The following is a 20476-nucleotide window of genomic DNA, read 5'->3' on the forward strand; positions in this document are numbered from 1 at the left end:
AGGAAACACTACAACACAAAACGCCCGCACAGTGCTCTGGGACATAAACCGCCGGCCCCGGCAACCATCGTTCAATTGGACCAAAGGCCGGCCACGCACTAACAATCAACTTGGACCACACATGTGGGGCTGATCACCCTCAGTTCCAAGCAATTGTTTGTATGAACACCGTTTTGGGTTTTGCAGGCTCTTTCGCGATAGGTCGGAAGAAGTAGACTTGAAGCGTTTTTGTTATCAGTTTGGTATTGAAACGGGTTGTTCTAGCGCGCAATTGCGGTCGCCGCCAACCTGCTGCGCAATACAGCGAAAGGAAACACTGTGCCCAAAACACTGAAAGCTTGTTTGTCTTTGTGGTTGGTTGCAGTCGCTCCTGCGTACGCACAAGAACCTCCTCGTCTCGTTTTGCAGCTAACCGTCGACGCGTTTCGGGGCGATCTGCCGACACGCTACTTTGAGAATCTTGGGGAGGGTGGCCTTAAGTATTTACTAGAAAACGGTGTACACTATCTGGACGCCCATCATTGCCATGCCAATACAGAGACGGTTGTCGGACACGCCACATTGGCGACCGGTGCAACTCCGGCAGTACACGGGATGATCGGAAACATCTGGTTCGACAGAACCTTGGACCGCGTTGTCTACAACGTTGAAGACAGCACCGCTCCGCTTCTTGGAGATGGCGCTGGCATCAATGACGATATTGAAATTGACCCAACACAGGCGGCAGCTGGCACAGATGGCCGGTCACCACGCGCTATGCTTGTTACGACGCTTTCGGACGAATTAAGCGCTTCCACTGCTGGTGCGGCCAAGGTCTTTGGAGTTTCAATCAAAGACCGTGGGGCAATTACAATGGCGGGACAAAGCGGCAAAGCCTTCTGGTTCTCAAAAGCCGCAAATCGTTTTGTCACAAGCTCCTATTACTATGACAAATACCCGGATTGGGTTTCCTCATGGAATGACGCATCGCCGAGCGCCTCCTTTGAAGGAACCTCTTGGGAGTTGATGCACCCAAAGGAAGCCTATCTCTTTGGCGACCGTGACAACCAACCATGGGAGACGGATGTCGCCGGGTTCGGCATAACCTTTCCTCATCGCTATTCTTCGACGCAAAATGGGTTTGACCCGCTGAAAAATCCCTACTTCACGACCTTTTTAACGCTTAGTCCCGCTGGCGACGATCTGACAGCGCAGTTTGCCAAACGGTTGATTGATGCCGAGGATATCGGGCAAGACGCGGTAACGGATTATCTGGCGATTAGCTTCTCGTCCGTAGATTACGTCAACCATGTATTTGGCCCTTCCAGTCTTGAAGCCGAGGATACGATATACCGCCTCGATCAGACTCTCAAGAATCTCTTCGCGTTTATCGACGAACGGATTGGGCTGGAAAACGTTTTGATCGTTCTATCGGCGGACCACGGCACCACCGATGCGCCGGGCTATTTGGAGAGTTTTGGCATCCGAACTGGCCTTGTTGCTCCGGACACATGGGACCCGACGGAACGAATAACCAAGCTTAAGGAGCGGTTTGGGGTCACCGGGAAATTGCTTGAGGGTTATAATCACCCCTATCTCAATATCGCCCCCGAAGTATTGGCTCGCAGTGATATTGACTTACCCACGCTGGAGTCAGCTATTGCAGAAGAGCTTCTATCCTTTCCCGATGTGGCATTCGCAGTCCCCAGTACGGCTATCGAAGCAAACCTCCTGCCCGATACCGACATCATGCGCCTGGTCCGCAACAACTATCATCCCACCCGATCCGGGAACATATACGTAGTCTTCAAGCCCGGCTGGTTTATCGCAGACTTCGATGGTCTGTCCGTCACATCCACCCATGGGTCACCGTGGCGCGGTGACACACATGTGCCGATTATCTTTGCTGCACCGAGCTTAAAACCGCAACGGGTCGCGCGCCGGGTTTGCACGACTGCTCTCGCATCCACACTGTCTGCATTATTAGGCACGGCACGTCCAAATGGTGCGAGCGGTGAGGTACTACAAGAAGTCTTGGATTAGACCGCTGTGCAGCGCGAGACCTGATACTGAAACACGCTAGGCCAGACCGCGACGACATCGTCCATAAGGCGATCCGTATATTCGTTGCTTCCAGGCAATTACCGCACCCGCCCAACGCAGCACTCTTTAGCGTACACAACTGCGGATCAGAATTTCACGGAACATATCGTTCCGGCTTCGGAGACTGAATACTCTCCAAATACCCAGCAATTTCGATTAGTCTGGAAGGAATACGCGTAACCAAACCATTCCCCGTATCAAATTCGACAGTAGGGCCGTCGTTTAACTCGGTGATTATAGGCATGTCATCGCGAGGTTCTTGCGCTTTCAAATAACCGTCCAAGATCGACATGACCTCTAGCATCGGCCACACGCCTCCCCTACGGTCGGAAATCTTTGTTAAATCGGCAGGATCTGTTTTCAAATCAGCTGCGTCAGGTCCTTTTCCAGATGCATCGATTCCGTGACATCTGGCGCAATGCTCAACAAAGAGGTCTTTGCCAAGGTTCGAAAACTCATCGGCCACAGATATCGTTGCAACCGAAGAAATGCCCATGCTTGCAACGATCATAAAGTACCTCATAATCCGGAGGTCCTTTGCTAAACGAGAGTTCACTACAACAAAAATGGACCGACATCTTCCGCCGGTCAACGTCGGTCCTTTAACACATAACGTTCGCTACCCGCTTCGGGCCGCAAGCAGCTAGTGATGCTTACCTCAGAGAACGGCAGCACCGAGCCCAATGCTACCGCCTCGGTGATTTTGTAAGCACGGTAGATACGGTGCGCGTCTTTCTACTTCTTGTGATCGCGATTGCGCCCAGCACTAAGGCACATGCAAAAGCTTGAGGAAAAGAGATGGCTTCGCCAAAAGCAAGATATCCCACGGCAAACATTGTGGGCAATTCGATACTTCCGACGACCGCAGTTTGGGAGGCTCCAATGACAGGCGAGCAAATCGTGTAGATAAGCTGGGGCACGAACGCGGTGACCAGTCCAATACCAGCAATGAGAAGCCAATCGGATTGTTCTCTAGGAAGAAGCTCTCCAACCTCAGTACCAAGGATGAGCGGTGTGAGGCCCAGTACAGACCCCAGAGAAACTGACGCGATACGTGCCAATGGCGCAATCCGAGACAACCTGTGCACCAGGACACAAATTCCGAAGCCAAACCCGAACGGAGCGGCAAGGGATATCAGCAGCGTTGGCAGATGTCCCCCAGCCACTGACGCAGGCGAGCCAGCGAGGACAGCTGCCACCACAATCAGACTAGCGGCCAACATGGCGCGTCGCGTGGGTGCATCGCCAAACACAGCCCAAGCGACAACTAAGGTGAACACCGGATAGGTCATGTAAAGCACACCCACTGTCGAGGCGGGCAGCTTCTCCAGCGCCGTTACATATCCGATCCAACCAAGCCCCATTACGGCTCCGGCTGAAAGACCCCAAGTGATCTCTCGCCATTCTTTTCGGTGCACAATGAGAACAGGAAGCAGAAGAATTGCCGCAACAATGTAGCGATAAAATGCGACCGCATAGGGTGCGACGCCTTGCTCGGTTAGGCTGCGGCTGAAGTAGGGAACCAGGCCGAAACAGATTGAAGCAAAAAGAACACCAAAAACGGCAAATGCGTAAGGGATGGATGGTCGATTTCGCGCAGATGTCGTTGCCATAATCTGGAGCTATCACGCATTTGCATCTTCGTCTTCAGAGATTCTACGAAAGACTGCTTTGTCCCGCACACCGGTCGTTCACTGAATTTTTCTGAGCGACCGCACTGAGCCCAATACAGACATTTGGTTCAAGCGCAGCATCTGTCGAAAAGGACTAGAAACGTTCATTCGCTGCGTCCTGCGCCTTGGTTCACGAAGCAAAGTTAAGCCGCCATTGCTTTTTCATTCTGTACTAGTCCACACTGACTCTCCGTAAATGGTAAAGGGAGACCCCCATGAGCAAAGAAACGATCGGATTTGTTGGTGTTGGCTTGATGGGTCAAGGTATGGCCTCAAATCTGCTAATGGCCGGTTTCACAGTTAATGTGATTGCTCATCGAAACCGCGGACCTGTCGATGAGTTGGTCGCTCAGGGTGCGACGGAGGCGGAAAACCTCGCGGAGCTTGCAGCAGTGTCATCAGTTATCCATGTTTGTGCGCCCGGTTCTCCTCAGGTCGAGGCAATCGTGGCAGCCATGATGCCGTCCATGCAGGCCGGTAGCGTCATTGTAGACTGCTCCACGTCAGACCCGAATTCCACTTTGGCACTCGCGAATAAGTTAGCGCAGGCCGGTCACCATATGGCGGACGCGCCGTTGGGCGGGACACCCGTGCAGGCACAGAACGGAGAGCTGGCGACCATGGTCGGCGCAGACCCAGTTGTTTTTGAGCGGTTGAAGCCTGTTATCGCAGCTTGGGCAAAGACCATCGTTCACATCGGCCCATGTGCTGCAGGGCATAAAATGAAGCTTCTGAATAACTTTCTTTCACTGGGATACGCGGCGCTCTATTCGGAAGCGTTGGCACTGTCCGAAAAAGTCGGAATATCCACCAAGGAATTCGACTCGGTCATTCGTGGCAGCAGGATGGATTGCGGGTTTTATCAAACCTTCATGGGGTACGCCGTTGAAGGCAATCGAGACTCCCACAAATTCACTTTATCCAATGCTCTGAAAGATTTGCGTTACCTCGAAGCCATGGCAGATGAAGTGGGGATGTCCAATCCAATCGGAAACGCCGCAAAAAACAGTTTTGCAATGGCGCTCGCCGCTGGAGGTGACGGGCCGAACGACTACGTTCCTCACCTTGTGGATTTCGTAGCTGCGAGAAACGGCGTATCCAAGGCGTAATTCTGGTCGCATTGCACAAGCAGTTAAATGCGAACTCTTTAAGATACGGGCACAAGGATTTCAGGTAATACCGCCAATCATGATGAGGATTAGAACTGAGAATTTTTTTCCTTGGCGTTTGATTAGAAAGTTTCATCCTGCGTCATTTCCTTCTTAACATCAAATCCTTCGTAAAACCGCGCTACTACCTCTGACGTCGTTAAATTTACAGAGTGGTTGTCGTGTGTTACGTTGAAATCCGGATAACTCATTTCACGGATGCTCACGAACTGTTGGCGCTCAGAGCAAAAACCAATCAATTGACCTCCTCCGAACCGCTTCACAATGCGGCCTGCTGCCGGTTAGTTGAGCTCAACTGGCGCTGAATGAAAAGGCGCGGGACTTCTTTGCCAAGTCACTCACTCAACAATAAAAAAGAATAATGAAATACTTGCTCCAAACCCCAAGTGCCAGAGCAATCCTGATGGCACTCTTCATAATCATTGTCGTGAGGGTGTGCTGCCATGAAGGAGCTGGATATCAAGAGCCTGATAAAGAGTATTGGGACGGCAGAGGCAGGCCCTAACCCGCACTGCCACAGCCTTATGTGTCTTCTTTCCTCTCATAAGCTGTCATCTGAGAAAAATGGTCAGATGACCAAGTTGAGCCCAAAATGCCCCTGATCCACGAACATCGGAATACAAAAAACTGCAAGTAATCGGCATTCTATGCAGCTAAGTGAGCTACGAGAAGGTATATGCATAAGTCCGAAGTGTTAAATGCGGTGCGTCAGGTATGGCAGAGCAGAAGGGAACCACTACAGTGCCGTTAAACAGACACCGCGGACCTTAGTTGTTCTTTGCCAATTTGGCATTTGGAGCCGCGTAGATGAGGGGTGCCTCGCTCGAGAACCAAGAATTCATCGCCTAACGAATAAGCAAACTCAAAAAACTGCTCGACCAAGACTATAGCCATTTCCCCTTGATCGCGTAGCAGGCCGACGACTTCCCCGATCTGTTTGATAATGTTTGGTTGAATACCTTCGGTCGGTTCGTCCAAAAGCAGTATCTTTGGCTTCGTGATCAACGCGCGCGCAATTGCAAGCTGTTGCTGTTGACCACCAGATAAGTCGCCCCCGCGCCGAGAAAGGAACTCTTTTAAGACCGGAAAAAGCTCGAAGATATAGCTGGGGATCGCGTGATCGCTGCGGGGCAGGCAGGCGAAGCCGATTTCGAGGTTTTCGCGAACCGTTAAAAACGGAAAGATCTCGCGCCCTTGCGGAACGTAAGCCACTCCTTTTCTGGCAAGCTCAAAGGAAGTGACATTGCCGATTTTTTTGCCGTTCAGCACATAGTCGCCACCGCTGCGGGGATGCGTGCCGGATATCGCTTTCAAAAGACTTGTTTTTCCAACGCCATTTGTCCCCATCACGCAGGTCACCTGACCCTGACGCGCGGTAATGTCGACGGCGTGCAAGATCAGGCTGCCGCCATAGTGCAGGGTCAGATCGGAGATGTTCAGAAGGTCAGCGGCCAAGATAAACCTCGATTACTTTTTCGTTCCGGGTGACATGGTCCAACGATCCTTCGGCCAGAACCGATCCATCGTGCAGCACGGTGACTTTGCAGTTTAAGCGACGGACAAACTCCATATCGTGTTCGACAACGACGACGGCCCGGGTTTTGGCCGCTTCGACAAGAATGTCGGTCGTATGCTTGCGCTCTGCCGGGGTCATCCCCGCCGCAGGCTCATCGACCAGCAGCAATTGCGGGTCCTGAGCCAGCAGCATCCCGATCTCGAGCCATTGCTTTTGCCCGTGGCTAAGTTCACTTGCCTTGCGGTCCAAGGCGCTCTGCAGTCCGATTTCCTCGGCCAGCGTTGCGACTCTCTCATGATCTTCCTGACGCGCCCGGAACCGCAGTACAGCCAACGGCCCGCGTTTGTTTTTCAAAGCAAGCATCAGGTTTTCTCGGACGCTTTGGTCTTCGAACACAGTCGGTCGCTGGAACTTTCGCCCCACTCCGGCCTGCGCGATCTGACTTTCGCTCATCGAAAGTAGTGAAACCGATTTTTCACCCCAAAGAACATGACCATCATCCGGCTTGGTCTTGCCCGTGATGATGTCCATGAACGTCGTCTTGCCCGCCCCGTTCGGGCCGATGACGGCGCGCATTTCGGCCGGGCCGATTTGGAATGTCAGGTTGTTGATCGCCTTGAAGCCGTCAAAGGACACGGAAACGCCAGAGACTTCGAGAAGCGTGCTCATTCATTCGCCTCCTTTTCGCGCAGCGATCCAAGGTCTGGTCCTAGGTCGGCCCCATGTCGATCCGGCGCGCGGCGCTCTGTAAGCTTGTCGATCAGTCCCCCTATGCCGCGCGGCGCGAACAGCGTGACCGCAACAAATGAGAACCCAAGCAGGATGGTCCACCAGTCGACCCATTGGATCGTGTAGAACCTAAGCGAGATATCAGGGGCTTGCCCGCCCGTGAACCATGTCGACAGCAACGAGACAAAGGCCGCACCGATCACCGCTCCGTACAGCCGTCCGCGCCCGCCGATTGCCACCCAAACGGCCAGATAAATTGACGCAATGGGCGCAATCTCGGCCGGGTTAATGATGCCCGCCTGTGGATAGTACAAAGCGCCCGCGATACCACAAATCACGGCGGTGAAGGTAAAGATGAAAAGCTTGTAGGCCTCGACCGAGTATCCAAGGAACCGAACGCGGCTTTCGTCGTCTCGGATGGCGCGAATGACCGATCCAAATTTGCCGGACACCACCGATGCGCAGACAAGGTAGCCAAGGCCAAGCGCCAAGGCGGACGCCCAGAAGAACAGGATCGAAACTGTTGATTGCGGCACCGAGTCCAGTCCCGGCAGGTTCTGCAGCCCGGACAAACCATTGTTCCCGCGCAACCCGCTGTCGTTCTGGAATAGGTACAGGGACAGCGCCAGCGTCATCGCCTGCGTCAGGATAGACAGGTAAACCCCGGTCACCCGACTGCGAAACGCCAGCCACCCAAAGATAAGGGCCAGCAGACCGGGCACCAACACGACGGCAGCCAGTTGCAGCGGTAGGGAATGTGCGAAAGCCCAGATTGGGGGGAACTCGGATGCGCCGACAACGCCGAAAATCTGAGTGGCAATGCCATCCGAGATTTCCTGAACCGTCGGCGGCAAGGCAGAGGCCGCGAGGCTGTCGACCACGATTATCTCGGTACGGGCGTACATCAGCCACATGCCGATGGCATAGCCGCCAATGCCAAAGAACGCCATGTGCCCCAGCGACAGGATACCTGTGTATCCCCACACCAGATCCATTGCCAGCGCAGCAAGACACAGGCACAGCGTCTTGCCCAAGGCTTTTATAAAGCTGGTGGAAATCAGCCCGATGCCAAACCCTTCGCCCAAAAAGGTGATGATCGCCGTAAACAGGGACAGGATGATCAGAAAGATCGCGACAGAGGGATAACGCAGCACCAGCGGCTTGCGTATCGGCTCGGCTGTAGAAGTCATGTCAACCATATCACGCTTCCGCCGCCCGACCTTTGAGCGCGATGATGCCGCGCGGTCGGAATTGAATGAACAGGATGATGAAAAGGATCATGTAGGTCTGCGCAGCCAGCGTATTGGAGGGGTTGAACCACTCAATCCCCTTTTGCAGCGTTCCGACCATCGTCGCGCCCAGCAACGTGCCCCAGATGTTGCCAACGCCGCCGACGACCACCGTCATAAAGCTCTGTACAATGTAGTCAGAGCCCATCTCGGACGTGACTTTGGCGTAAAGCCCGATGGCCACGCCGGCGATGCCAGCAATGCCCGAACCCAGACCGAACGTCAGCATGTTGATCCGGTCCGGGTTGATGCCCATCGAGGACGCCATGCGCGGGTTCTGGGTCACAGCCCGCACCTCAAGCCCCAGCCGGGTTCGGTTCATGACAATAAGGAACAGCGCCAGAAACAGCAGCGCCAGAACGAAGATCGCAATGCGAATGTAGCTGATCGACACGATGTCGTTCAGAACCATCGACCCATCCAACCATGCCGGCGCAGTAAGAGGACGCGCCTGCGTGCCAAATATATTTTTGGCCAGTTGCTGCAAGGCAATGGAAACACCGAAGGTTGCCAGCAACGTCTCTAGCGGGCGGTGGTACAACCACCGAATGACGAGCCGCTCCAGCAGAACTCCGGCCCCGAAGGTCACGAGAAACGCGCATGGAATAGCCACAAGGATCGAAAGCGTCAGGTCAGGAATGAACAACTGCACCACATAGCCGGTGTAGGCGCCCATCATAATGAATTCACCATGCGCCATATTAATCACGCCCATGACCCCGAAGGTGATCGCAAGACCGATTGCAGCGAGGAAATAGATCGAGGCCAGAGACAGCGCGTCCAACACCAGATCCGCTGTCTGGTTCAATGCAACCTGCGTTTCGATGTTGTCCAAAGCCGCCTGTGCAGCAAGGGCGATGGGAAGGGGGGCCGACACGTACACCTTGAAAAACTTATGCTTTTGAACGGCTTCGGCAATATCTTCCTGTGCCACCAGAGGGGCCGCCAAACCTTGCTGGGCCAACACCTGATACGCGGCCTCTCGGGCGGCGTCCTCGTCAAGGCTCGCCACTTGCACACCCGCAACGGTATCGCCGTTTATGTTGGCGATCAGGGTTTGCTTTACCGCTGCGGCATCCACCGGTTCCGGGGCCAACCCGTTTGCGACAAGAAGGTTATAGGCTTGGTCCTGCGTCAACTCGTCTGATCCGACCTCAATGCCAACCGCACCGTCCGGGATTTCATCTGCGGCCTTGATTTCGGATGAAACCAAAGGATTGAGCGTTGCCCTGACATCAACACCCAGATCGCCGGCAAAGCTGTCGATTGCAGCAAGCCTCGCGGCCTCATCCTCATCAAAGCGAATGGTGAGCAAGCGTTCCAACCGGTCTTTGCGCGCCTTGAGGTCTGCGTCTTGTTCAGCCTCGATGGAACCCCGCAGGGCAGACAGGTGCGACGCTTCGGCGTCTCGCTCAATCGCTGTCAAAGCAGCGACGCGTGTCCTTGGATTGGGGTCGTTCAGCTGAAACTGCACCAGAGCAGACGCGATCAACCCGCGAATGCCAGAATTGGGCTTGAGTTGTTTGTATTTCTTTTTCTCGACAACCCCGATCTCGGCCCCGTCAGATACATCGAAGATCTGCAACCCACCGTCAGCCTTTGAGGCAAAGACAAAAAGACCGATTTCTTTGTTGAACCACATGTCCTTGGCCTGCCAACGCTCCAGAACGGTCTGCGCTTCCGGCAGCCCACTTTGCGCCAGCGCGTCGATCGCAGGGCCAATCGTCTTGCGAGAGGATTTCTGAATCACCTCCGCGTGGGACTGCAATATCTGCTGCACCGGGGCGTCTGCGGATTGCGCTTGCAAAAGGGTAGGGGCCACAAGGACCAGCAGGGCAAGCACTGCCCGCCTGAACGGAAGCGTCATTTAGGAAGACCTTTGTATTGAGCCTCGGGGCACAACTCGCGCGCCCCGAGGAATTCAGGTTAAGACCTTAGTAGTTGGACTTGATCTGTACGCAGCTCTCGGTTTCGGTGTTGTACATCCCGCAACCCAGCTCTTTCCAATCCGACACGAGAACAGCGGACTCAGGCAGATAGTCGGTCCAGGCATCGCCCGGAACTTCTTCGGTCTGGCTGATGATGTCGAACTGACCGTCTTCCTGGATTTCACCGATCAGGACCGGCTTGGCCAGATGGTGGTTGGGCAGCATCACAGCGGTGCCGCCTGTCAGGTTCGGGAATTCCTGACCGTACATGGCGGTCCGAACAGCGTCCACATCGGTGGTGTCGGCAGCCGTCGCCGCGTTCACCCACATGTTGAAGCCGATATAGTGGGCCTCCATCGGGTCATTGGTCACACGGTCCTCACCCATTCGGGCTTTCCAAGCTTCGACCCATGCTTCGTTCGCATCGCTTTCGGCCGACTGGAAATAGTTCCAGGCCGCCAGGTGACCGACGAGGTTGGTGGTATCCAGACCGGCTAACTCTTCCTCACCGACCGAGAAGGCGACAACCGGAATGTCATCAGCCGAGATGCCCGCGGCGGCAAGTTCTTTATAGAAGCCAACGTTCGCGTCGCCATTGATGGTCGAAATCACGCCGACTTTCTTGCCATCCGCACCAAGCGCGACCACGTCGGCCACGATCTTGGACCAGTCCGAATGTCCGAACGGCGTGTAGTTGACGAAAATGTCCTCTTCCGCGATGCCCTTCTGCTTCAGGTAGCTTTCAAGGATATTGTTCGTGGTCCGCGGATAGACGTAGTCGGTTCCCAGCAGCGCAAATTTCTCAACTCCCAGCTCATCCAGGAAGTAATCCGTGGCTGGGATCGCCTGCTGGTTCGGCGCAGCGCCTGTGTAGAATACGTTTTTCGAGCTCTCTTCGCCCTCGTACTGAACCGGATAGAACAGCAGGCCGTTCAGTTCTTCGATCACCGGCAGGACGGATTTGCGGGAAACCGATGTCCAGTTGCCAAAGATCACGTCAACTTCGTGCACTGTCAGCAACTCACGCGCCTTTTCGGCAAAAAGCGGCCAGTCCGAGGCCGGATCTACAACGACAGCTTCAAGCTCGCACCCCAGAAGACCACCGGCTTCGTTTTGCTGTTCGACCAGCATTTCCATCGTGTCTTTCAGCGTGGTTTCCGAAATGGCCATGGTGCCGGACAACGAATGAAGGACGCCAACCTTGATCGGGCAATCGGCCAGTGCAGGCAATGAACTGGCCAACAGGACTGCGGCGGTTGTGGTGAGAAGTTTGGTGTGCATCAGCATTTCCTTTTATGCGACGCGCAGCAGGGTTGTTCGGGGCGCCGAAACGTCCCATATACCCCCCCCACGCATAATTGCGGTGTGCGAGGGCGTCTTCAGGTTTCCTGGGCTGGGCACCTTCGCACATGTTCCAAGCCGTCTTGCGGCACTCCATAGTGCTAGGACAGTTCTCCGCAGCACTCAGAGTCTCATGACCCGAGTTCCTGGACAGATTGAGGGTATTGCCTAATCTTGCGGCAGCGCAGCATGCCCCGCTTAATAATGCGGCAGCGCAGCGAAGCGGCTCTTATACACCGCCAAGGATCAACAAGTTACACTGATCCAAATACTGCTTGGCGGTACGGCGCGCCACATTTGCCTTCGTTTCGTCTGAACCAAAGGTCGCGGTTTGCAGCAGACGTGCATGCGCGTGTTTGGAATTCACCCTGTGGCTTAGGACAAATTCGGCATTTTCTGCTGTGGTCGTCGCTTCCAGCAGAGACACAAACCCGCCGCGCCGCAGTTCATAGTCCTGAGCTTTGGCATCGTTCAAAAGCCACGCATGTTCCATTTCAGCCGAGAAGCGCCCTGCACAACCTGCAAAGGACTTTACGATCCCACTTTCTGCATAGAGCAATCCAGAAGACGCCAGGATGCACAGATTTGAAAGCAAAAATGTTCTCAAAGTGCTCATAAAATTACCATCGTCAATGGAAGTGCGCCCGTCAAGGCAGCACTCTGAAATCAACTGTGTTCAGTTTAGGGCTTACTTGAAATAAAATACCCCGCCTTTTTCGAGCTCAGATTTGATTTATCACACCGGTTCCGCAATATAAGGCCAAGCTCGCACCAAACTTCTGAAGAGGCCGAACTGACGCTCACTATCGGCTTCAAATAGCTAAAGCGTCGCATTAGTTGGAAGTTTCAATGTCTGAACTGAGACCCGCTTGAAACTCTCGATCCGCTACCCAAGACCAAGATTGAGGCCGCTCAAGCAGTCGTTCACTCAAACCAAACGTGCTGCAGTGTAGCAAACAACGGCTTTGTCCGCACAGCAGACATTGAGTGATTTTTCCCGAATGACCGATATGCGGACATTGCTGCCATCCGCATTTTTACTCCAAAGGACCGCAGTCAGCCCAAAGCGGTCAGTCAAAAAGCAAGGAAAATGGGCATTATCTTAATTATTCGGTGAATACCAGATCGGTGACGTATACGCGCGCTCTTGTCCGATCAATGTCGCTTCTTCAGGAATGTCAGCGCCTAGACGCACTTTGTCGTAAACGACCCAGCGTGGCGTCGGGATTTCAATGACCCGCGCGTAGTAAAACGCGTGTTCGACGGCATCAAAATCTGGGTCCACCCAGACCGTTCCCAGCTCTGAAGCGCCGATGGTGTTGACATAGTTTGCCGCTTCCAGGTCGACCGTATTGCCCACTGCTGGCAGTTTCCCGTCAGCATCCAGTTCACGGTCACCCGACCACGCCACATCATAGACTTTTTCCGACAAGTTCCCGTCGCTGTCCATCCAGCCTTTGACGATCTGGATGCGATCAAGATTGGCCCCGATGGGATCGCGTAGTGCATAGACCATGAAAGTTGGCGCATCGGACGTTGCCACTCGCAAATCACCACCCATCGGAACACCCTTTTCGTATCCAACAAAGGCTGGAGCGCGAGACCTCATGTCATCCTCGTCGAACTCCCATCCCCCAAAGAACCGCACAGCCATGCGCGGACCTGTTGTGGCATAGACCTCGCGGCGCACCATGGCATCCCATAGACTAGCGCGCGTGTTCTCTTCGGCCCAGACACCTGTGTACCCTGACGCCACCAATGACCAACCGGGGAAAATTCCATTTTCTGTTTCGGTGAACGGATGCGACGCACGTGTCAATGAAGGTTCGGCATTTGTTGCTTTACCAAAGTAATTGTCGCTGTCAGCGGTTGCCAGAGATGTATGGCTGTCCGTCGCGCCGGACAAGCCAAATTTGTATGGGTTTACACCCGTGCGCGCCTCGATAGCGAACCCCTGCTTTAGCGCCTCGCGCGCATATTCGCCTGACAGCATATCTGGCGTTTTGGCTTCAGTTAGATCGAGATTCCCCGCATCCCAAGTCTCGTAATTCGCAAACTCGTCATCCGGACTAAGTGCGGGGTGCGCTTCGCCGTCTCCCTTGATCTGGGTGATTTCGTATAGCGGTTCCCATCTCATCCGCGCCATTGCATAGGCTTCGTCCACAGGTTCGCCATTGTAACGTGTTTCAGATGGGAACATGATGCCGTTTGACAGGTTTCCATTGTGCGCGAGTGCAAAAGCCTGTCCGCCGGTATCGGCCTCATAAGCCTCCAACCATTTGTACAAGTCCATCGGGTCTGTAGAACCAATGGGGGCTTGCGTTGTCATAGGTTGGACCTGTTTGACCCGATCTGCATTGTCACGAAAAATGATATTGCGGTGCATGTTGTTGCCCCGGATCAGCGACGTCCACTCAAAGCCGTGGAAAGCCGTGAAGTCTCCCGGATCGTTGAACGATTCCACGGTTGCGATCATGTCTTCCCAGACCGAGGCATAGATAGGCGATCCAGGAGAATAATCTGCGATCAAGTCTGGATCCATGTTCCCTTGAGAGAACGTAGTGATCAGGTCCAGAGCTGCTGCAGCAGACGCCTCACCGCCGTCTTGCAGACTTTTTGCCCAGCGGGAGCCCTGTTCTGATTCCATAATGTTGGGAGATCCTTTGGCCAAATCGGTGATCATGCCCATTCCATCCGAGTGTTCCGTTGTCACGATCCAGTCTAACGGTCGCGCCAATTTAACACGCTGCCCCGTGGCAGAGACGACCTCTTCGCCTCGCGCAAACCGAAGCATTGTGTCCAGATCGGTCGTGTTCCCGAAAAGACCGGCATCCATTGAAAGACCGGTGTGAATATGAGTGTCGCCCCAAAATACGCGCGATGGAAAGCTGCGCTGAGCATAGGGTGAATAGGCTTTGCCGGGGTAAAGGTTTTGAAGGGACTCTTCAGAGGGTACAAACTGTGCGTCGGCTGCGCCCGAAATTAAAAATATGGAAGAGAACAAAGCGGAATTTAGGTGCCTGAGCATAATAAACCTCCCAAAACTTGCTGAAATCAAAACGCGTTATTTTACGAATGCCGCACATTCAGACCCGATGATAATACGTCATTCTTACCATGTCTTCGAATTTCCGCTTTGTCCGCAGAGCGGTCACTGATGCTCTGCGCAGCGAACGACTGCTCTGAGAGCTGACATTAGTGCAGTCCTTAGCTGCTTTGCAGTACTTGACCTATGTGCTGCATTCGCAGCCAATATAGCGGTCATTCTCTATGAAAGTACGATCAAGGGTTACTAAGTTTGGGTTCGGCAGGTTGAATGCGAAAGCCCTTGCTTGAGAAGTGGCCAAACCGGGCGGAATTGACGTAGCGAACATTATTCCTGAAGGTCAACTCACGCGGAATCCGTCGATTTAGCCAACACTCCAAGTTTTAAATCTGAACCTGAGAAAATCTTAGGCCTACAGGATCGACCAGATGCTTTGCGATGGAGCCATATCAAGTCGGTGTTTGAGTTTAAACTACCGTTGATTGTTTGCGCATGCACCTTTCAAACAACTTCTTCTGAAAAAACCGATGCAAGACCAAGTCGGTAAAATTACGCCAATTGCTTTAGCCGGGGCATCAAATCCAAAAGTTCCCGTGTATACGGATGCTCTGGAGATACGAACAAAGAGTCCGTCTTCTGAACTTCAAGCAGCTTCCCATGACGCATCACGCCCACTCGGTCACACATCTGACGTACGACCGGGAGATCATGGCTGATAAAGAGCATAGTCAAGCCGAGGTAGTCTTGCAGGTCTTTGAGAATGTTCAGGATTTGCGCCTGAATGGACACATCCAGGGCGCTGGTCGGCTCATCACAGATCAGAAAACGGGGCTGAGTTGCAAGGGCGCGGGCAATACAAATGCGTTGCCGCTGCCCGCCGGAAAATTCATGTGGATACTTACGCCACGCGTCCTTGGCCAACCCAACCCAGTCAAGCAATTCGCGCACCCGCGGTTCGATAGCGGACTTGGGCAGGATTTTGTGGTGATGGATTGGCTCGGCCACGAGGTCCCCGACCCTCATTCGTGGATTGAGGCTGGAGAAAGGATCCTGAAAGATCATTTGAATTTGGCGGCGATAGGCCTGCAGGGAGTCTGCTCCCATGGCCGTCACATCCTGACCGTCAAAGATCACGCGGCCACCGTCCACTGGATACAGCGTGCCGATCATCCGCGCGACGGTGGACTTGCCAGAGCCACTTTCGCCAACAAGACCAAATACCTCACCATCGCGAATGTCGAAACTGACCTGATCGACGGCGGTGAAGTAACGCCGCTGCGATGGCAGCAGGCCGCCCTTTTGCAGGAACGTTTTCGTGATGTTCTCGACTTCAAGCAGCTTACCGGATTCTGACAACTCGGTTTTGTCCCAATGCGCCGCCAGATCATCAATCTTGAAGGTTCTTGCCCGCTCGCCATAGCTGACCACCGGAAAGCGTTCTACCTTGGTGTGAGGTCGTGGCACGGCGGCAATCAGGGATTTGGTGTAATCATGCGTGGGCGCGCCAAGGATCTGATCGGTCGTGCCGCTTTCGACCACTTGGCCGGAATACATGACGGTGACCGTATCAGTGGTGTCGGCGATAACACCCATGTCGTGCGTCACGAGGATTACTCCAACCTGACGCTCCTTCGCCAGTTCCTTGATCAGGTCCAGTACTTGCGCCTGAACGGACACGTCCAAGGCCGTTGTGGGTTCGTCCGCGATCAGGACGCTGGGTTCGGAGCACAAGGCCAAGGCGATCACAACCCGCTGGCGCATCCCGCCGGAAAACTGGTGCGGATACTGATTGAACCGATCCGCCGGGTCGGGGATGGAGACGCGGTCCAGCAGTGCAATGGCACGCTTTTTGGCCGCTGTTGCAGACAGGCCCAGGTGCAGTTGGATCGTCTCCACCAGTTGCTGACCCACTGTGAATAGCGGATTGAGCGAGGTCAGCGGGTCCTGAAAGATCATTCCGATCTCCTTGCCCCGGATTCTGCGCTTGTCCTCTGCATCCAGTTCGTCGATCCTGCGACCGTTTAGCCAGACCTCGCCCTCGGACACATGGGCCGGAGGGTCCAGCAGGCCGATCACAGCATTGCCGGTCATGGATTTACCAGCGCCGCTTTCGCCAACGACCCCCCGAATTTCGCCAGGATGCAGATCATAGGTCACGTGCTCCACCGGCTTGAAAACGCCGTGGCGGGTCGGGATTTCCACCGTCAGGTTGCGGATAGAAAGAACGGGATCAGTCATTTCAGCCTCGGGTTCAGAACATCGCGCAACCAGTCGCCCAGCAGGTTCACGCTCAACGCCAGCGCCAGCAGAGTGCAGGCCGGGAAGAACAGGATCCACCACTCGCCCGAGAACAGGAAACCCTGTCCGATGCGGATCAAGGTACCCAGCGAGGGTTGCGTAGGCGGCGCACCAACGCCCAGAAAGCTGAGCGTCGCCTCGGCAATGATCGCCAGAGCCAGTGAGATTGTTGCGATCACCAATACCGGTGACAGCACATTGGGCAGGATGTGGCGCAGCATGATCGTCAGTGGGCTTTGCCCGATAATGCGCGCGGCGGCGACATAATCCTTGTTCTTCTCAACCAAAGTCGCGCCCCTGACGACACGGGCGAACTGCACCCAGTCAGACAGGCCGATGGCAAGGATCAGCACCCAGATCGCCATCTGGTCGCGATACTCAACGGGTGTGACGCCCTTTGCGATACCAAAGATCAACATGGCCAGAAGGATCGACGGGAAAGTCAGCTGCACATCGGCCGTGCGCATGATGATCGTTTCGGTCCAGCCGCCGAAATAGCCGGACAGCAAGCCCAGAATGATCCCCAGAACCATGGCAAACAGAACCGCGGCCACCCCGACAAACAGCGAAATCCGCATCCCGTACAGGATGGTCGAGAACACATCCCGCCCCTGATCGTCGGTGCCCATAAGGAAGCTTTCACCGGTAAAGGCATTCGGCTCCATCGGTGGGGTGAAGCCATTCATTAGGTTCAGGCTGGACGGGTCAAACGGGTTCGTCGGCGCAATCAGCGGTGCCAGGATCGTTGCGAGGATCAGAACCAACGCGACCGCGGCCGATACCATGGCCACAGGCGACCGGCGAAAGGCGTAGAACTGGTCGCTGTCCAGAATGCGTCTTACACGACTCATGCGCTGACCCTCAGGCGCGGGTCGATGAATGCGTAGAGAATGTCGACCGCTAGGTTGATGGTAACAAAGATGACCGAGATCATCATCAGGTAAGCCGCCATGACAGGAATATCCACGAACTGGATTGCGTTGATAAACAGAAGGCCAAGGCCTGGCCACTGGAACACCGTCTCGGTGATGATGGCAAAGGCGATAATGGCCCCCAATTGCAGGCCGATGATGGTGATCACCGGGACCATCGTGTTTTTCAGTGCGTGGCGAAAGTTTATGGTCCGATCGCTCAGGCCACGGGCGCGGGCAAAGCGGATATAGTCCTGCCGGAGAACTTCCAACATTTCAGACCGCACCAAACGCATGATCAGAGTCATTTGGTATAGACCGAGTGTTATTGCAGGCAAAATCAATGCCTTAAGCCCGCTTGCGGTCAGCAAACCGGTGCTCCACCATCCCAGATCCACGACCTCTCCGCGTCCGAAACTGGGAAGCCAGCCAAGTTCGACCGAGAAGATATAAATGAGCAGGATGCCGATCAGGAAAGTGGGCAAGGACACCCCGATCAGTGAGGCCGACATGATGAAATTCGCCGCAAAGCCATCCCGCCTGATGGCGGTGAAAACGCCCAGGGCGATGCCAAGGACAATCGCGAACACAGCCGAGACGATCGCCAGTTCCAGCGTTGCTGGTGCGCGTTCAGACAAAATCTCGGCGACCGGGCGGCCCTGACGGAAGCTGACGCCAAAATTGCCCTGTACGGCCTCTTTCAGAAACTTCACATATTGCACCGGAAACGGCTGATCGAGGCCCAACTGGCTGCGCAGACGCTCCACATCTTCCATCGTCCGTTCCTGCCCCAGCATGTTGTCGATCGGGTCGCCGACAAAGCGGAACATGGAAAAGGCAACAAGGCCTACAACAAAAAGGACCAGCGCCGACTGGGCCACACGCCTGATAATGTATGACAGCATTTAGTTGACCGTGACCCAGCGCAGAAGGAAGAAGTTATCAGGCCGTTGCGTCAACTCGATATTGCTGCGCGCGCCCCAAACCAGCGGTTGGACGTAGAGGGGCACATAGGCCACTTCGTCCTGCAAGATACTTGCGACCTTATCCAGCATCGCCTGACGCTTGGTTTCGTCAATTTCGGACTGGATCATTGGCAGTAATTCATCCACGCGGGCGTTGGAGTAACCGCCAAAGTTCCAAGAGCCCAGTTTCTTTTCCTCATTGGGGGTCGAGGCGAGAAAACGCACCGGATGTTCGGCGTCGAAAGTCCCGGGCGACCATCCCAGCAGATACATGTCGAAATTGTCAGCCCGCAGTTCCGGCCAGTAGTTCTGAACGGGCATTGCATCGAGTGTTACTTTCAATCCAACCTGCGTCAGCATGGCTGTGATCGCCTGGCAGACGGACTCGTCATTCAGGTAGCGATTGTTGGAACATTTGAAGCTAACTTCAGCGCCTTCAGCACCGGCCTCAACCAGTAGCGCCTTCGCGCCTTCGGGGTCGAAGGCATACGGGTCCGCGTTTGCAACCGAGAACCCTCGCATTGCTGGGCTGACAAGTTGGCTCGCCACCTCGGCGTTGCCGCGCATGATGGTTTGCAAGATGGCCGGCACGTTGACGGCCTTGGCTACGGCCTCACGAACGCGCGGGTCACGGAACAGATCAGAACTGCCTTGCCCTGCTTCGCTTGCGCCCTCCTGCTGATCAAAGCCCAGCATGATAACGCGCGCTTCGATACCCTGAATGACCTTTACGTCCGGGTTCCCTTGCAACCGGGCGACGTCCTGAATTGGGACAGGATTGATAAAGTCCACATCACCCGACAGTAACGCCGCCAGCGCTGTTGCAGGATTCTGGATGGGCACCAGTTCAGCGCGGGTCAGGTTATGCTCTGCCTCACCCCACCAACCGTCAAATGGTTCCAGAACGGTGCGCAAACCCGGCTCTCGCGCAGTGACACGGAATGCGCCGGTGCCGTTGGCGTTCAGTGTCGCGTGGTTGCCAGCCTCTTTGTCAGGCAATGTGGCGTCATTCGCCTCGGCCCACCCGCTATCAAGGATCATCCAGTTGGCGATGCTGTCTGGAAAGATCGGATTGGGCGCGGTCGTCATGACATCAACGGTGTAGTCGTCGACCTTCACCACCTCGCTGACCGGAGCGAACCAGCTACGGGTATCCGAATTTTCATCCGAGGCACGCTGGTACGAGAATATCACATCATCTGCGTTGAACTCAGACCCATCATGAAACGTCACGCCTTCCCGCAGATTGAACCGCCAGCCTGCGCCGTCACCAATGGTCTCCCAGCTGGTCGCCAGCGCCGGTTCGATGGACATATCTTTGCCCCGACGGACGAGCCCTTCGTAGACGTTATTCAGAAACCCCAAAACGGGGGCGGAATTGACTGCATGCGGGTCCAGCGTTTGCGGGTCGGTCGTGACCGCAAACGTGAACTCTTCGGCTGATACGGGTAACGCAAGCGCACACATTAGCGCGGCAGTGGTCAGACGTCTCATAATAGCTCCCACATATGTGGCGGCGAGCCCCGCAT

The 20476-nt window shown here is 54.8% G+C and carries 16 protein-coding genes; 3 read left to right on the forward strand and 13 right to left on the reverse strand.

The window, feature by feature from the left end:
* Together ACR0MI_RS22650 and ACR0MI_RS22655 are read left to right on the forward strand one after the other, a co-directional pair.
* On the forward strand, positions 1–102 hold a 102-nt coding region (locus tag ACR0MI_RS22650; protein ID WP_480442479.1), incomplete at its 5' end, for an integrase core domain-containing protein.
* 216 nt (positions 103–318) lie between these two features.
* Positions 319–2022 carry an alkaline phosphatase family protein gene (locus ACR0MI_RS22655; RefSeq protein ID WP_170612331.1) on the forward strand — a complete coding sequence of 568 codons (1704 nt, stop codon included), beginning with the start codon at positions 319–321 and terminating at the stop codon, positions 2020–2022.
* A gap of 154 nt (positions 2023–2176) precedes the next feature.
* On the opposite strand, the gene ACR0MI_RS22660 is transcribed toward ACR0MI_RS22655, so the two are convergent.
* Together ACR0MI_RS22660 and ACR0MI_RS22665 are read right to left on the reverse strand one after the other, a co-directional pair.
* Complete coding sequence (locus ACR0MI_RS22660; RefSeq protein ID WP_170612333.1) at positions 2177–2593, reverse strand: c-type cytochrome; 417 nt, start codon at positions 2591–2593, stop codon at positions 2177–2179.
* 175 nt (positions 2594–2768) lie between these two features.
* Complete coding sequence (locus tag ACR0MI_RS22665) at positions 2769–3695, reverse strand: DMT family transporter (RefSeq protein WP_170817394.1); 927 nt, start codon at positions 3693–3695, stop codon at positions 2769–2771.
* 275 nt (positions 3696–3970) lie between these two features.
* Here ACR0MI_RS22665 and ACR0MI_RS22670 point away from each other — a divergent pair, with 275 nt between their 5' ends.
* Positions 3971–4864: an NAD(P)-dependent oxidoreductase gene (locus ACR0MI_RS22670; protein ID WP_170817393.1), complete on the forward strand. Its 894-nt coding sequence runs from the start codon at positions 3971–3973 to the stop codon at positions 4862–4864.
* A gap of 807 nt (positions 4865–5671) precedes the next feature.
* Here the strand turns inward: ACR0MI_RS22670 and urtE are convergent.
* The 11 genes from urtE to ACR0MI_RS22725 all read right to left on the reverse strand — a co-directional run bounded on the left by urtE (position 5672) and on the right by ACR0MI_RS22725 (position 20441).
* Positions 5672–6379 (reverse strand): urea ABC transporter ATP-binding subunit UrtE, encoded by a 708-nt coding sequence (urtE, locus tag ACR0MI_RS22675; protein WP_170612204.1) that lies wholly within the window; start codon positions 6377–6379, stop codon positions 5672–5674.
* On the reverse strand, positions 6369–7109 hold the full coding sequence (urtD, locus tag ACR0MI_RS22680; protein WP_170612202.1) for an urea ABC transporter ATP-binding protein UrtD: 741 nt from the start codon (positions 7107–7109) through the stop codon (positions 6369–6371). Before urtD ends, urtE begins: the two co-directional genes overlap by 11 nt.
* Positions 7106–8359 (reverse strand): urea ABC transporter permease subunit UrtC, encoded by a 1254-nt coding sequence (gene urtC / locus ACR0MI_RS22685; RefSeq protein WP_480442297.1) that lies wholly within the window; start codon positions 8357–8359, stop codon positions 7106–7108. The genes urtD and urtC overlap by 4 nt, the downstream gene beginning before the upstream one ends.
* 10 nt (positions 8360–8369) lie before the next feature.
* Positions 8370–10325 carry an urea ABC transporter permease subunit UrtB gene (gene urtB / locus ACR0MI_RS22690; RefSeq protein ID WP_170612200.1) on the reverse strand — a complete coding sequence of 652 codons (1956 nt, stop codon included), beginning with the start codon at positions 10323–10325 and terminating at the stop codon, positions 8370–8372.
* Between the two features lie 67 nt (positions 10326–10392).
* Positions 10393–11667, reverse strand: a complete 1275-nt coding sequence (gene urtA / locus ACR0MI_RS22695; protein ID WP_170612198.1) for an urea ABC transporter substrate-binding protein — start codon at positions 11665–11667, stop codon at positions 10393–10395.
* 289 nt (positions 11668–11956) lie between these two features.
* Positions 11957–12397 carry a hypothetical protein gene (locus tag ACR0MI_RS22700; RefSeq protein ID WP_170612196.1) on the reverse strand — a complete coding sequence of 147 codons (441 nt, stop codon included), beginning with the start codon at positions 12395–12397 and terminating at the stop codon, positions 11957–11959.
* A gap of 432 nt (positions 12398–12829) precedes the next feature.
* Entirely contained in the window at positions 12830–14755 is a 1926-nt protein-coding gene (locus tag ACR0MI_RS22705) for a DUF3604 domain-containing protein (protein ID WP_170817392.1), read from the reverse strand.
* A 567-nt stretch (positions 14756–15322) separates the two neighbouring features.
* Positions 15323–17011, reverse strand: coding sequence for an ABC transporter ATP-binding protein (locus ACR0MI_RS22710; RefSeq protein ID WP_170817391.1), 1689 nt, complete (start codon positions 17009–17011; stop codon positions 15323–15325).
* Entirely contained in the window at positions 17008–17922 is a 915-nt protein-coding gene (locus ACR0MI_RS22715) for an ABC transporter permease (protein ID WP_170612359.1), read from the reverse strand. Before ACR0MI_RS22715 ends, ACR0MI_RS22710 begins: the two co-directional genes overlap by 4 nt.
* Positions 17919–18887, reverse strand: a complete 969-nt coding sequence (locus ACR0MI_RS22720) for an ABC transporter permease (RefSeq protein WP_170612361.1) — start codon at positions 18885–18887, stop codon at positions 17919–17921. Before ACR0MI_RS22720 ends, ACR0MI_RS22715 begins: the two co-directional genes overlap by 4 nt.
* Entirely contained in the window at positions 18888–20441 is a 1554-nt protein-coding gene (locus ACR0MI_RS22725) for an ABC transporter substrate-binding protein (RefSeq protein ID WP_170612363.1), read from the reverse strand.
* Positions 20442–20476 lie beyond the last annotated feature (35 nt).

The organism is Ruegeria sp. D4, from assembly GCF_056534475.1.